Here is a 14,187-nt window from a genome sequence, read left to right as displayed (position 1 = left end):
GATACCGACGATGGTGTAATGCTTCCACTTTCTCCCCCCTCGGCGGACGCCCGCTACTTGATGCCCGCCGCGTCCATGCCCCTCAGCTCCTTCTTCAAGTCCGAGATCTCGTCCCTCAGCCGCGCCGCCAACTCGAACTGCAGGTCGCGGGCCGCCTGCATCATCTGGTCGGTCATCTGCTGGATCAGGTCCGCCAGTTGGGCCCGCGGCATCGCCGAGACGTCCTTGTCCACCAGCATTCCCGAGCTGCGCACCCGGTCGCCCTGCTCGGGCTTCTTGCCGCGGGAGGAGTTGCGGCCCGAGCCGCCCACCGAGACCTGCTCGGTGTCCTCCGCCTCGCTGTACACCCGGTCGAGGATGTCCGCGATCTTCTTCCGCAGCGGCTGCGGGTCGACCCCGCGCTCCTCGTTGTACGCGACCTGCTTCTCGCGGCGGCGGTCCGTCTCGTCGATCGCGTGCTTCATCGAGTCGGTGATCTTGTCCGCGTACATGTGGACCTCGCCCGACACGTTTCGCGCCGCGCGGCCGATCGTCTGGATCAGCGACGTCCCGCTGCGCAGGAAGCCCTCCTTGTCCGCGTCGAGGATCGCCACCAGCGACACCTCCGGCAGGTCGAGGCCCTCGCGCAGCAGGTTGATGCCGACCAGCACGTCGAAGTCGCCCGCCCGCAGCTGCCGCAGCAGCTCCACCCGCCGCAGCGTGTCGACCTCCGAGTGCAGGTACCGCACCCGGATGCCCAGCTCCAGCAGGTAGTCGGTCAGGTCCTCGGCCATCTTCTTCGTCAGCGTGGTGACCAGGACGCGCTCGTCCTTGTCCGCGCGCTCGCGGATCTCGTGGACCAGGTCGTCGATCTGGCCCTCGGTCGGCTTGACGACCACCTTCGGGTCGACCAGGCCCGTCGGCCGGATGACCTGCTCGACGAACTCGCCGGCCGCCTGGCCCATCTCGTACGGCCCCGGCGTCGCCGACAGGTACACCGTCTGCCCGATCCGGTCGGAGAACTCCTCCCAGGTCAGCGGCCGGTTGTCGACCGCGCTCGGCAGCCGGAAGCCGTACTCCACCAGGTTCCGCTTCCGGGACATGTCACCCTCGTACATGCCGCCGATCTGCGGGACGGTCTGGTGCGACTCGTCGATCACCAGCAGGAAGTCGTCCGGGAAGTAGTCGATCAGCGTCGCCGGCGCGGTGCCCGGCCCGCGGCCGTCGATGTGCCGCGAGTAGTTCTCGATGCCGGAGCAGAACCCGACCTGCCGCATCATCTCGATGTCGTAGGCCGTGCGCATCCGCAGCCGCTGCGCTTCCAGCAGCTTGCCGCCCTTCTCCAGCTCGGCCAGGCGTTCTTCGAGCTCCTTCTCGATGCCCTGGATCGCCTTTTCCATCCGCTCCGGGCCCGCGACGTAGTGCGTCGCCGGGAAGATCCGGACCTCGTCGACCTCCTTGACGATGTCCCCGGTCAGCGGGTGCAGGTAGTAGAGCTTCTCGACCTCGTCGCCGAAGAACTCGACGCGGATCGCCAGCTCTTCGTAAGCCGGGATGATTTCGACCGTGTCGCCGCGCGCGCGGAACGTGCCGCGCGCGAACGCGATGTCGTTGCGCGTGTACTGGACGTCCACCAGCGCGCGCAGGAAGACGTCCCGGTCGAGCTGCATGCCGACCGCCAGCTTCGACGACCGGTCGAGGTACGACTGCGGCGTGCCCAGGCCGTAGATGCACGAGACACTGGCGACCACGATGACGTCCCGCCGCGACAGCAGGTTCATCGTCGCCGAGTGCCGCAGCCGCTCGACGTCGTCGTTGATCGACGAGTCCTTCTCGATGTAGGTGTCCGTCTGCGCGATGTACGCCTCGGGCTGGTAGTAGTCGTAGTAGCTGACGAAGTACTCGACCGCGTTGTTCGGGAACAGCTCGCGCAGCTCGTTCGCCAGCTGCGCGGCCAGGGTCTTGTTCGGCGCCATCACCAGCGTCGGCCGCTGGACGCGCTCGATCAGCCACGCGGTGGTCGCCGACTTGCCGGTACCGGTGGCACCCAGCAGCACGACGTCCTTTTCGCCCGCCTTGACCCGGCGTTCGAGCTCGTCGATGGCGGCCGGCTGGTCACCGGCGGGCTGGTAGTCACTGACCACCTCGAAGCGGCCGCCGGTCCGGGGGATCTCCGAGACCGGGCGGAAGTCGGACTGGGCGAGCACGGGGTGTTCGGTTGCGAAAGCCACGTCGACCAGAGTAAGCCGACCCACCGACAATTTTCCGGGGGTGCGGGTGGCGGGAGCCCCCGACCTGGGGCGGAGGCCCCATATGTCACAGCCAATTTTCCGGGGGTTCGGCTGGCGGGGCCCGCCGACCTGGGGCGGAAGCCCCAGATGTCACGGCCGAGTTCCGGTCGGGCCTGCTCAGCGGGGGCGGAACACCGTGACGGACGTGACTTCGCCGCCGGTCACGGCGCAGTGCAGGACGGCGCCGGGCACCGGGTCGTCCCCGAAGCACGAGACCAGCACCCGGTCCGGCCCGGTCGCCTGGACCTCGGTGCGCGGGAACTCCGCGAGCACCTCGGCGACGTCCGCCGCGGGCTCGGCCAGGTAAGCGAGCACGACCTCGCGCGGGGCGGGCGGCGGCGGGATCGGCAGGCCGTGGCCTTCGAAGAGGCGGTTCAGCTGGTCGGCGGCCGAAACGGCACGCGGGAAGCCGGCGAACGCGGCCGTCTGTACGACGACTTCGCAGACTTCCGCGGGCGACAGCCCCGAGGCGAGCCCGGTGCGGAGGTGGACGCTCAGCGGCGGACCCACCATCCCGGCCGCGACGATCGCGGCCAGCGTGGCGGCCTCACGGGTCCGGCTGTCGAGCGCGGGCCGTTCGTGCAGGTGGCCGTAGACGGTGCCGACGGCCAGCTCGCCCAGCGCGGGAACGGTGGCGAACAGGGCGTCGAGCCGTTTGGTGCCGTCTTCGACCAGCCCGGCGAAGTTCGCGCGACCGCGGTCGTGCAGGTCGTCCATGGTCATTCCCGCTCCCCCTTCAGCAGTTGCAGTCGCAACAGGAGCAGCAGTCGCAACACCCGTCACAGCCGCAGTCGCAGCCGCCGGTCGTGTGCGGTTTCCCGCTCCACGGCCCAGGATAAGGATCGCGGCAGCAGAACTGGCAGGTGCAGCACATGTAGGGAGTGAGGGCGCAGCCGAGGAGGAAGTTGCGCTTCTTCGGCGGGACGGCGAACTTCGGGTACCAGAGGCCGCCGCCTTTGCCGTCGAGGGGCTCGGGGCCGGAGGAATCGCCGGGGCCTCCTGGACCGCCAGGACCACCAGGGCCGCCGGGTCCACCCGGGCCTCCCGGACCACCTGGACCGCCGGGCTCACCCGGGCCACCTGGGCCTCCCGGACCACCAGGGCCGCCGGGCCCACCCGGACCGCCAGGGCCACGGCCGCCAGGACCGCCAGGTCCAGCCGGGCCACCGGGCCCACGGCCGCCCGAGCCGGGAGCGCCAGGCGGGGGAATGGGCCCCGGCGGCGGAAAGCCCTGCGGCCGCTGCGAACCCCAGCCCGGCGGCACTTGCTGCGGAGCCGGGCCGGGCCCAATCCACCCCGGCGGCGGCTGCTGGTGCGGATGTTGCTGCGGAGTCGGCCCGGGCCCAATCCACCCGGGCGGCGGCTGCTGCCCGGCGAGCCCGCCCGGCAACCGCTCGCCGGGGGCGAGCATCGAGCCGGCCTCGAACTCCGGGCCGCTCGCGGCCGCCGAACCGGCACCAGGAGCAGAGCCATGGCAAAAGCCTGGGCCATCCGCAGCCGCCGAACCGACACCGTAGGCCGTCTCGCGGCCGAAGCCCGGGCCACCCGCGAATGCCGAACCGGCACCAGGGCCCGAGCCGTGGCCGAAGCCCGCGCCATCCTCAGCGACCGAACCGGCACCAGGAGCTGAACCGTGGCTGAAGCCCGAGCCATCCGCGACCACCCAACCGGCAACCGAGCCGTGGCCACCGTTCAAGCCATCACCGTGCGCGGCCTCCGCGCCGTGCCCGTGCGCCGAGCCATGACCGAACGCCCGCCGCACCGCTTGGCGCAGCTCGTGCACCAGCAACGCGTGCACCAGCCCCGGCTGCGCGAACTCCACCTCCCGCAAAGCCAGCTCCACCCCCAGCACCGCGTCGTCGCACAACCGCCGGGCCTCGGCCCACGACGTCCCCGTCACCCGCAGCGGGTTCCACGCCCCCGCCGCAGCGTCCGCCGCGTAGTCCTCGACCGCGTCCAGCAAGTGCGCCACCCGCCCGAACAACCTCCCGGCCTCAGCCAGCGGCGTCACGTTCCCCGGCCGCCCGGCCAGCTCGGCGGTCCGCGCGAACGCCGCGGACGTCGCCAGCTCCGCCGGTTCCGTCGCCAGCAACGCCGAGTCCCCCAACCCGACCGACCGCTCCAGCACCCCCTGCCGCGACACCGCCTCCGTCAGCACCGACGTGTCGAACCCGACCCCGCCACCGGTACTGCTCCCCTGTGAAGCCCACCGAGCCGCGACCCGGCGGGCAGCGAGAGCCACCGGACGCCTGCCGAACGCGCCGTCGCCGTCCTCGACGTGGTCGCCGACCTTCGCCGCCGCCAGCACCAAGGACACCGCCGCCGCGAGCTGGGCTCCTTCGCCGCGAGCCACCGACGCCGACCGCATCCCCCGCAGCGGGCAGGGGCCCGCGTCGCGGCGCAGGTCGCCGCGGGCGGTCTGCGCCTCGACCAGCACCGAGATGATCAGCCCGTCGTAGTTCGTGACGACGCGGGCGAACTGCCCGTGCTCGTCACGCAGCGTCAGGCACAGCCCGCACAAGTGCGCCAGCCAGTCCGCGTGCAGTCCCTCGGACAGCCGATGACGGCACGGCCTGATGATCCCGAACATCCCCAGTCCCCTCACTCACAGTCGGCGAACCTTAGCCCGAACGTGTGGCGCGCGTGGCGAGCCTGCGTGATTCGTGACCCGCCCGGCAGGATGTTCGCCATGGCCGCACTGCACCCCCCGAAGGTCGAGGTCTTCGACCCCGCCGCGCGCGCGAACATCGACCCCAAGGGCATCCTGCGGGAGGTCGAGGAGTACCGCGAGGAACCGTTCGGCCTGTACCTGGCGCGCCCGACGCCGGGCCGCGCCCAGTTCCACTACCTCGAGTCGTGGCTGGTGCCCCGGCTCGGCCTGCGGCTCACCGACTTCTGGTTCTCCCCCGGCCACGAACGCGACCAGGACTTCTACCTCGACGTCGTCCGCGTCCGCCGCGACGGCCCGCGCTGGGTCGCCACCGACCTCTACGTCGACATCGTGCTCAAGGACAAGCTCTCGCTGCGGGTGATCGACACCGACGAGCTCCTCGAGGCCCACGCCGCCGGCCTGGTCACCGCCGAAGACGCGCAGTTCGCCCTGGAGACCACCTACGCGGCGGTCGAAGGGCTGGCCTCGCACGGCTACGACCTCGCCGCTTGGCTGTCCACGAAGGACATCGCGCTCACCTGGCGCCGCCACCCCTAGGGGCCGCCGCATCCTCCGAACGATGGATGCGGGGTGGATCGTTTTGATGACGCGCCGCACCCCGCCGCCGCGGGATTCTCGATCTGTCGGAATCGGATCGAGAAGGGGGACGGCGGCATGCCGGTCATCGAGGTCGAGCACCTCCACAAGCGGTACGGGGACAAAGTCGCGGTCGACGACGTCTCGTTCACCGTCGAACGCGGGGAGATCTTCGGGATCCTGGGCCCGAACGGCGCGGGCAAAACCACGACCGTCGAGTGCCTGGAGGGCCTCCGCACGCCCGACGGCGGCGAGCTCTCGGTGCTGGGCCTCGACCCGCGCCGCGACCGGGCCGAGCTGCGCCAGCGCGTCGGCGTCCAGCTCCAAGAGGGCCGGTTGCAGGACAAGCTGCGGGTCGGCGAGCTGCTCGACCTCTACGCCGCGTTCTACCGGACTCCCGCGGACCCGGCCGAGCTGCTGGCCACGCTCGGCCTGACCGACCACCGCAACACCGCGTACAAGAAGCTCTCCGGTGGCCAGCAGCAACGGTTGTCCATCGCGCTCGCGCTGATCGGCCGCCCGGAGCTGGCGGTGCTCGACGAGCTCACCACCGGCCTCGACCCGCAGGCCCGCCGCGACACGTGGGACCTCATCGAAACCGTGCGCACCCAGGGCGTGACGGTCCTGCTGGTCACGCACTTCATGGCCGAAGCCGAACGGCTCTGCGACCGGATCGCGGTGATCGACGCCGGCCGCGTCGTCGCCGTCGACACGCCCGCCGGGCTGGTCGCCCGGGTCAGCGACGAGCAGGTCGTGCGGTTCCGGCCGTCGGCGCCGCTGGAACCCGGCGCGCTCGAGGCGCTGCCCGAGGTCCGCGCGGTCGAGCGGCGCGGCGAGCGCCTCGTCGTCCGCGGCGACGGGAACGTGCTCCACGCGGTGACGTCGCTGCTCGCGCGGCTCGGCGTGCTCGCCGTCGACCTGCGCGTCGAGCAGGCCGGCCTCGACGACGCCTTCGTCGCGCTCACCGGCCACCGGCCGGAATAGAAGGGGGAACCATGACCGTCCTGACCAAGCTCACCGCCGCCGAGGCCAAGGTGTTCCTGCGCGACCCGGGTGCGCCGGCCGTCGTCGTCGGCATCCCGCTCGCGCTGCTGCTGGTGTTCGGGCTGATGCCCGGCGCGAACGAACCGGATCCCAAGTACGGCGGGCACAGCGCGCTGGCCACGGTGATCGCGCCGATGGCCGTCACGATCCTGCTGGCCATGCTGGCACTGACGCTGTTCCCGAACGCGATGGCCACCTACCGCGAAAAGGGCCTGCTGAAACGGCTTTCCGCGAGCCCGGTGCCGCCGAGCCGGCTGCTGGCCGCGCAGCTGCTGGTCAACCTGGCGGCCGCCGTCGTCGTGGTCCTGCTCATCGCCGGCGTCGGCGGGCTGGCGCTCGGCATCCCGCTGCCGGGCAACCCGGGTGGGTTCCTGCTCTCGATCGTCCTCGGCGCGCTCGCGTTGTTCTCGGTCGGCCTGCTGGTGGCCGCGCTGGCGCCGACCGGGCGGGCGGCGAGCGGCATCGGCAGCGCGCTGTTCTTCCCGATGCTGGCGCTGGGCGGGGTCTGGGTGCCGAAGGAGCAGCTGCCGGTCTTCCTCCAGCACGTCGCCGACGTCCTGCCGCTCGGGGCGACGCTCAACGCGCTGCGCGCCACCTGGGCCGGCGACGCCCCCGAGCTGCTGCAGCTCGGCGCGATGGCGCTGTTCGCGGTCGGCTGCACCGCCATCGCGGTGCGGGTGTTCCGATGGGAGTGACGACCGCGCCCGCCCCGGCCGTCGTGCGGCCGCTCGCCGTGAAGCCGGTGGCGGTCGTGACGGCGCTGATGGCGATCCCGTTGCTGCTGACGGCGAACCGCTACGGCTACTTCGGCGACGAGCTGTACTTCCTGGCCGCCGGACGCCACCTCGCGTGGGGATACGTCGACCAGCCTCCGCTGCTTCCGTTGCTGGCCAAGGCGATGGACGCGGTCGGGCACTCGCCGTTCGTGCTGCGGATCCCGGCGATGCTGGCCGTGCTCGCCGGGGTCGCGCTCACCGCGCTGATCGCCCGCGAGCTGGGCGGCGGCGCGAAGGCCCAGACGATCGCCGCCGCCACTTTCGCCGTCTCGACGGAGTTCCTGGCGGGTGGGCACTACCTGGCGACGTCCACAGTGGACCCGTTCCTCTGGACGCTGGTGCTGTGGCTGCTGGTCCGCTGGCTGCGCACCCGCGCCGACGGCCTGCTCGTCTGGACCGGCGTGGTGACGGCGGTCGCGCTGTACACGAAGTTCCTCATCGGCGGGTTCTGGCTCGCCGCCGGCGTCGCGATCCTCGTTTGCGGGCCGCGGGAGCTGCTGCGCCGTCCCGCGTTGTGGCTCGGCGCGGCGATCGCCGTCGTGGCTTTGGTGCCGACACTGCTTTGGCAGGCCGCTCACGGCTGGCCACAGCTGGGGATGGGCGCGGCGATCTCGGCGGAGGTCGGCGGCACGTGGGGTGGCAGGCTGACGTTCCTGCCGACGGCGGTGCTCGTCGCCGGGCTCCCGGTCGGCGCGGCCCTGCTGGGCTACGGCCTGTGGCGACTCCTGCGCAGCCGCGAACTCCGCTTCCTCGGTTGGACGACCGTGCTGCTGACCGTCGTGTTCCTCGCGGTGAACGGGCGGTTCTACTACGTCGCCGGCATGTACCCGGTGTGCTGGGCGGTGGCCGCCGTCGCGCTCGAACGCCGGGAACCGGCGCGCTGGTGGCGGTGGGTGGCGACCTGGCCGTGCTACGCACTCGCGGCGGTGCTCGTCCTGCCGATCGCCCTGCCGGTCTGGCCGCGGGCCTGGCTGACCGAGCACCCATCGCTACCGACCACGTTGTTCGCCTCCGCCGAGATCGGCTGGCCGGAGGGCGCCCGCTCGGTGGCCGGCGCGTTCGCCCGGCTACCCGACCCGGACCGGACCGCGGTGGTGACCGAGACGTACTGGGAAGCGAGCGCGCTCGACCGCTACGGCCCCGACCTCGGCCTCCCCGAGCCGGCCAGCGGCAACCGCGGCTACGCCACCCTGGTCGTCCCACCGGAAAGCACCACGGACGTGCTCTTCGTCGGCGAGGATCCGCGGCCGCTGCTCGGGCACTTCGCCGAACTCCGGCCGATCGGCGAGGTCGACACCGGGGGAGCGCAGCCGAGCTCCTTCGACGGCGTGCCGCTGTGGCTGGCGACCGGCCGCGTCGAACCGTGGGCCGAGCTGTGGCCGAAGCTGGTGAACACGCACACGTGAGCCCGGCGTCACGATCCGCACAGTGGCTTCAAGGGCCCCCACGTAGGGTGCGGGAAGGACCGGCGCCGACCACGGACAAGGAGCACGATGGACGCCGTAGCCACGGCACCCAACCAGGCGAAAGCCGCACTCGCCCCCTTCGCCCGGCTGCCGGTCGCGCTGCTCGCGCTGGGCACGGCCACCGCGTTGCTGCTGACGGCGGGCCGCTACGGCTACTTCGGCGACGAGCTGTACTTCCTCGCCGCCGGGAAGCACCTGGCCTGGGGCTACGCCGACCAGCCGCCGCTCGTCCCGTTCCTGGCATGGGCGATGGACACCCTGGCGCCGGGCTCGCTCGTCGTCTTCCGGCTGCCGGCGATCGCGGCGACCGCGGCCGGGGTCGTCGTCACCGCGCTGATCGCCCGCGAGCTGGGTGGGCGGCGCAAGGCGCAGGCGCGGGCCGCGGCGGCGTACGCGATCTGCGGGCAGTTCGTCGGCAGCGGCCACTACCTGGCGACGTCGACGATCGACCCGCTGCTGTGGACGCTCGTGCTGTGGCTGCTGGTGCGCTGGGTCCGCGCCCGCGACGACAAGCTGCTGGTGTGGCTCGGCGTCGTGACGGCGGTGGCGCTCAACGACAAGCTGCTCATCGGCGCGTTCTGGGTGGTGGCCGGGCTCGCGGTGCTCGCGTTCGGCCCGCGGGAGCTGCTGCGGCGGCCGAAGCTCTGGCTGGGCGCGCTGATCGCCGCCGGCTCGCTGGTGCCCACCCTGCTGTGGCAGCGCGCGAACGGCTGGCCGCAGCTCGGGATGGGCGACGCGGTCGGTGCCGAGGTCGACGCGGCGGGCGGCCGCGAAAGCTTCGTTCCGCAGCTGCTGGCCGGGGCCGGCTGGGTGATCGGCGCGCTCGGTGTCGTCTACGGCGTCGCGGTGCTGATCGGCAGCAAGCAGCTGCGGCCCTACCGGTTCCTCGGCTGGACGGCCCTGGGCGTCGTCGCGGTCTTCCTGGTCGCCAACGGGCGGTACTACTACGCGGCCGGGACGTTCGGCGTGCTGTGGGCCGCGGCGGCCGTGCACTTCGAAGGTCTCGAGCCCTCCCGCTGGTGGCGGTGGGTGCCGACCTGGCCGGTGTTCGTGCTGTCGGCCCTGTTCAGCCTGCCGTTCACGCTGCCGGTCTGGCCGGCGCACTGGCTGGTCGACCACCCGGCCGCGCCGCGGCCCGCGTACGCGGCCGAAGAGCTCGGCTGGCCGGACCTCGCCGACGACGTCGCCAAGCTGTACCGGACCGCGCCGCCGGACACGGCGATCGTCACCGGCGGCTATTGGCAGGCGGGCGCCCTCGGCCGGTACGGGCCCGAGCGCGGCCTGCCCGAGGCGTACAGCCCGAGCCGCGGCTTCTGGTACTTCGGCCGGCCGGCCGACAACGCCGGCACCGTGCTCTTCGTCGGCTACGACCCGTCGAAACTCGCCAAGTACTTCGGGGACGCGCGCGTCGTCGGCCAGGTCGGCAACCGGCTCGGCGTCCGGAACGCGAGCGAGCACATGCCCGTCTGGCAGCTCACCGGTCGGACCGCCGGCTGGGCCGAGATCTGGCCGGAGCTGAAAGACATGCGAGCGTGAGCCTCGGGGTCGACTGGGACCGGCCGATGTGGCCGCCGGAGTCGGCGCGGACCGCGGCCGGCTGGCAGCCGTGGCTGTACCGCGTCGAACGATTCCTGCCCGGTGTGCTCCTGGCCGTCGCGTCCGGCGTCAGCGTCGGCGTCGGCGGCCACGACGGCCGCTGGTGGACGGTCACCGGTGCCCTGATCGCCGGGACCGCGCTCTGGGTGCTCGGCACGGTGGTGTTCGCGCCGGCGCGGTTGCGCGAGCGGCCCGCCTTCGCCCTGCTCACCTTCCTCGGCGTCCTCGGGCTGGGCAGCGCCCTCGAAGTCCGCGACATCTCCTACGTCATCTTCATGATCTACGCGTTCCTGTCCGCCATGCGGCTGCGGCCGACGTGGCTCGCCTTCGCCGCGCTGGCGATGACGTCGCTGCTCATCAACACCCTCGGCAACGGCGGTCCCGTGCACGCCCTGAAAGAACGGCCGGGCGTCTGGATCACGATCATCGTCGTGCAGACCGCGGCCATCGGGGGCGGCGGGCTGCTGTCGGCGGCGGTCGCCCGGCAGAACGAGGAACGCCGGCGCATGCTCGACGAGCTGGCCGCCGCGCAGGCGGAAAACGAAGGGCTGCAACGGCAATTGCTCAGCCAGGCCCGCGAAGCCGGGGTGCTCGACGAGCGGCAGCGGCTGGCGCAGGAGATCCACGACACCCTGGCGCAGGGCTTCACGGGCATCATCACGCAGCTCGAAGCCGCCGCGCTGGCCAAGGACGAGCCGGCGGAGTGGCAGCGGCACCTGGACTCCGCGACCGCGCTCGCGCGGGAAAACCTCACGGCCGCCCGGCGTTCGGTGCACGCGCTGCACCCCGAGCACCTCGACTCCGCGACGCTGCCCGAGGCGCTCGCCGGGGTCGCGGCGCGGTGGAGCGCGCGGACCGGCGTGCCCGCCGGGGTCACCACCACCGGCGTCGCGCGGCCGCTGCACCCGGAGATCGAGTCGACCGTCCTGCGCGTCACCCAGGAAGCGCTGTCCAATGTGGACAAGCACGCCGCGGCGGGGCGGGTCGGCCTCACCCTGTCGTACATGGACGAGGAAGTGACTCTGGACGTCCGCGACGACGGCGCCGGGTTCGTCCCCGGACCCGGGCCCGGCTTCGGGCTCCCCGGGATGCGGCGGCGCGTCCAGCGGCTCGCCGGTACGCTGCACGTCGAGTCCGAACCCGGCGGCGGCACCGCGATCTCGGCCGTCCTGCCCGCCGTCCCCGCCCCGCCGGAGGCTTCCGCATGACGATCACCGTGCTCATCGCCGACGACCACCCCGTCGTCCGCGACGGCCTGCGCGGCATCTTCACCGGCCGCGGCTTCGAGGTCGTCGGGGAGGCCGCGAACGGCGCCGAAGCCGTCGTGCTGGCCGAGCGGCTGCGCCCCGACGTCGTGCTGATGGACCTGCGGATGCCGGGCACCGACGGCGTCGCGGCGATCACCGAACTGGCCCGGCTGGGCAACCCGGCGCGCGTCCTGGTGCTCACGACGTACGACACGGACTCCGACGTCCTGCCCGCGGTCGAGGCGGGCGCGACGGGCTACCTGCTCAAGGACGCCCCGCGCGAAGACCTGTTCCGCGCGGTCGAGGCCGCCGCCCGCGGCGAGGCGGTGCTCTCCCCCGCCGTCGCGAGCCGGCTGCTGGGCCGCATGCGCGAGCCGGCGCACGAACCGCTGTCCCAGCGCGAACTCGAGGTGCTCACGCTGGTCGCGCGCGGGTCGACGAACAAGGAAGCGGCGAAGAAGCTGTTCATCAGCGAGGCGACGGTCAAGACGCACCTGATCCACGTCTACGCGAAGCTCGGCGTCAACGACCGCGCGGCCGCGGTGGCGGTCGCCTTCGAACGCGGGTTGCTCGGCTCCTAGGGCGTCCAGCCGGTGGTCGCGGCCCACTTCTCGGCGCGGGCGAACACGCCGTTGACGAACTCCTGCTTCTCGTCGGCGTAGGCGGCGACGTTGCCGTCCTCGGCGTGCGCGTCGGCCAGCCGCAGCTTGACGTCGCGGTAGTCGTCGCGCTCCTCCGGGTTCGCGCGCATATAGTCGCGGAAGAGCAGCGCGAGCCGCCACGCGGGCGTCTCCTCGGACCGGACGTGCAGGTTGACCGCGCGCTTCGGGTCCGCGCCGACGTGCAGGCGCTTCGGCCACGTCCCGGTGCCGTCCAGGGCGTCGTCGTACCAGTCGTCCGCCAGGCGCGGGAACCCCGCGTCGGACAGCAGGTCCGCGAGCGTGTCGGCGTCGTCCAAAGTGGACACCGTGAGCTGCAGGTCGAGGACGTCCTTCGCGGGCAGGCCGGGCACGGCGGTCGAGCCGATGTGGTCGGCGCGACGCGCGAGCTCCCCCGCCGCGGCGCGGACCCGGGCGAGCACCCGCTCGGCCTGCGCGGGCCAGGTGAGGTCGTACTCGGCGATCTTCGGGGAGACCGGCGGGCGGGGCTTGCGCAGCCGGACGTTCGCCTCGAAGGGCACCAGCCGGTCGGCCCACAGCGCGTCGACGTCGAGGAGCACGGCGTCTTCGGGACCGCCGTTGTCCAGCCACACGTCGGCGACGGCGCGGCGCTGCTCGTCGCTCGCCTGCGCCCGGATCCGCGCCCGCGCGTCGTCCTCGGCCATCCCGCGCGCCGACACCAGCCGCCGGACCCGCACCTCGACCGGCGCGTCGACGACCACGACCAGGTGGTACGCCGTCGCGAGGCCGTTCTCGACGAGCAGCGGGATGTCGTGGACGATGACGGCGTCCGGCGCGGCGGCGGCCATCAGCTCGCCGGTGCGGGCGCCGACCAGCGGGTGCACGATCGCGTTCAGCCGGCGGCGCGACTCGTCGTCGGCGAACGCCTTGGCGGCGAGGGCGGGCCGGTCGAGCGAGCCGTCCGCGGCCAGGATCTCTTCGCCGAACTCCTCGGCGAGCCGGGCGAGCCCCTCGGTCCCGGGCGCGACCACCTCGCGGGCGATCCGGTCGGAGTCGATCAGCACGGCGCCGTGCTCGGCGAGCCGGTTCGCCACGGTCGACTTGCCTGCCCCGATGCCACCCGTCAACCCCACACGCAACATGCCGATCACCCTAGTCAGCCCCTTCGGACGGGCTTTCCGTGCGCCCATTCGTGTGACGGCAGCGGCGGACCCGTAACGCGGGTAATCGATTACCGATGGCGATGTCAGCGGGTTCGCCTGGCCCGTCACATGGAGGGGGAGCCATGAGGATGAGGTTCGGCAGGCCGGCGGCCGCCGTTTTGTGCGCGGGTGGGCTCGCGGTGGCGGTGCCCGACGCGGTGACGGCGTCGCCCGCACCGCCCGTCGCGTGCGTGTCCGGGGTGTACCGGGTGCAGGCGTGGTTCCGGTACACGCCGGCCGCGAAGCTCTACACGGTGGAGCGGACGTGGATCCCGTTCGGGACGGTGACCTGCGGCGGCGCGTCCGGGCCCGCTTGAGGCACACGGACGGGTGAGCCGCAAGGAGAACGTGACGCGTGACTCAACCGATATCCGGACACGCCGCGTTGCTTACCCACGTCCTCCGGCGCGATTGCGTAGCGTGCGCGCGACAGGGTCGCCCACACGGAGGAACGATGGCGGACAGCAAGCACGTCGGAAGGCACCGGCTCGGCACGCCGGGGCTGGTGCACTGCGTTCTTCACCGCCCCGTGGCCGAGGCGCTGGCGGATTACCGCCGGACGTGGCTGAGCACCCTGCTGGTCCCGGCGAAGCACAGCTTCGCGGGGTTGCGCCGCAAGGCCCGCGCGGCGGCTCTCGAACGCATCTGGGTCCCGGCGGTCGGCACGGCGACGATCCGGCCGGCGACGGCCCAAGCGGCGTAGCTGCCGGCCGCACCCG

At 72.6% G+C, this 14,187-nt stretch carries 12 protein-coding genes and 1 pseudogene; 9 read left to right on the top strand and 4 right to left on the bottom strand.

All coding sequences use genetic code 11. From position 1 onward, the window contains the following. Positions 1 to 53: 53 nt before the first annotated feature. The 3 genes and pseudogenes from uvrB to ACIQWX_RS28985 all read right to left on the bottom strand — a co-directional run. Positions 54 to 2,210 carry an excinuclease ABC subunit UvrB gene (uvrB, locus tag ACIQWX_RS28995; RefSeq protein WP_400877417.1) on the bottom strand — a complete coding sequence of 719 codons (2,157 nt, stop codon included), beginning with the start codon at positions 2,208 to 2,210 and terminating at the stop codon, positions 54 to 56. A 177-nt stretch (positions 2,211 to 2,387) separates the two neighbouring features. Beyond that, the gene (locus ACIQWX_RS28990) at positions 2,388 to 2,993 is read right to left on the bottom strand and encodes a carboxymuconolactone decarboxylase family protein (RefSeq protein WP_400877415.1); all 606 of its coding nucleotides are present in this window, start codon (positions 2,991 to 2,993) and stop codon (positions 2,388 to 2,390) included. A 1,009-nt stretch (positions 2,994 to 4,002) separates the two neighbouring features. After that, positions 4,003 to 4,860: pseudogene (locus ACIQWX_RS28985) on the bottom strand (DUF5685 family protein); the annotation flags it as partial. 99 nt (positions 4,861 to 4,959) lie between these two features. Here ACIQWX_RS28985 and ACIQWX_RS28980 point away from each other — a divergent pair. From ACIQWX_RS28980 to ACIQWX_RS28950, 7 genes are all read left to right on the top strand, one after another. Further along, entirely contained in the window at positions 4,960 to 5,478 is a 519-nt protein-coding gene (locus ACIQWX_RS28980) for a DUF402 domain-containing protein (RefSeq protein ID WP_400877413.1), read from the top strand. A 117-nt stretch (positions 5,479 to 5,595) separates the two neighbouring features. Then, positions 5,596 to 6,501 (top strand): ABC transporter ATP-binding protein, encoded by a 906-nt coding sequence (locus ACIQWX_RS28975; protein ID WP_400877411.1) that lies wholly within the window; start codon positions 5,596 to 5,598, stop codon positions 6,499 to 6,501. An 11-nt stretch (positions 6,502 to 6,512) separates the two neighbouring features. Beyond that, positions 6,513 to 7,256, top strand: a complete 744-nt coding sequence (locus tag ACIQWX_RS28970; protein ID WP_400877409.1) for an ABC transporter permease — start codon at positions 6,513 to 6,515, stop codon at positions 7,254 to 7,256. Beyond that, complete coding sequence (locus ACIQWX_RS28965; RefSeq protein WP_400877407.1) at positions 7,247 to 8,743, top strand: ArnT family glycosyltransferase; 1,497 nt, start codon at positions 7,247 to 7,249, stop codon at positions 8,741 to 8,743. The genes ACIQWX_RS28970 and ACIQWX_RS28965 overlap by 10 nt, the downstream gene beginning before the upstream one ends. An 87-nt stretch (positions 8,744 to 8,830) precedes the next feature. Next, positions 8,831 to 10,339 (top strand): ArnT family glycosyltransferase, encoded by a 1,509-nt coding sequence (locus ACIQWX_RS28960; RefSeq protein WP_400877405.1) that lies wholly within the window; start codon positions 8,831 to 8,833, stop codon positions 10,337 to 10,339. Next, the gene (locus tag ACIQWX_RS28955; RefSeq protein ID WP_400877403.1) at positions 10,336 to 11,607 is read left to right on the top strand and encodes a sensor histidine kinase; all 1,272 of its coding nucleotides are present in this window, start codon (positions 10,336 to 10,338) and stop codon (positions 11,605 to 11,607) included. The genes ACIQWX_RS28960 and ACIQWX_RS28955 overlap by 4 nt, the downstream gene beginning before the upstream one ends. Further along, entirely contained in the window at positions 11,604 to 12,227 is a 624-nt protein-coding gene (locus tag ACIQWX_RS28950; RefSeq protein WP_400877401.1) for a response regulator, read from the top strand. The genes ACIQWX_RS28955 and ACIQWX_RS28950 overlap by 4 nt, the downstream gene beginning before the upstream one ends. Here ACIQWX_RS28950 and coaE read toward each other — a convergent pair. Further along, complete coding sequence (gene coaE / locus ACIQWX_RS28945) at positions 12,224 to 13,408, bottom strand: dephospho-CoA kinase (protein WP_400877399.1); 1,185 nt, start codon at positions 13,406 to 13,408, stop codon at positions 12,224 to 12,226. The genes ACIQWX_RS28950 and coaE overlap by 4 nt on opposite strands. Positions 13,409 to 13,551: 143 nt before the next feature. Here coaE and ACIQWX_RS28940 point away from each other — a divergent pair, with 143 nt between their 5' ends. Next, the gene (locus tag ACIQWX_RS28940; RefSeq protein WP_400877397.1) at positions 13,552 to 13,785 is read left to right on the top strand and encodes a hypothetical protein; all 234 of its coding nucleotides are present in this window, start codon (positions 13,552 to 13,554) and stop codon (positions 13,783 to 13,785) included. Between the two features lie 137 nt (positions 13,786 to 13,922). Beyond that, on the top strand, positions 13,923 to 14,171 hold the full coding sequence (locus tag ACIQWX_RS28935; RefSeq protein ID WP_400877395.1) for a hypothetical protein: 249 nt from the start codon (positions 13,923 to 13,925) through the stop codon (positions 14,169 to 14,171). The last annotated feature ends 16 nt before the right edge of the window (positions 14,172 to 14,187 follow it).

The sequence above is a fragment of the Amycolatopsis sp. NPDC098790 genome (assembly GCF_044759945.1).
GTDB lineage: Bacteria > Actinomycetota > Actinomycetes > Mycobacteriales > Pseudonocardiaceae > Amycolatopsis.
Note: the sequence above shows the minus strand (reverse complement) of the source record. Positions and strands in the feature narration are given on the sequence as shown.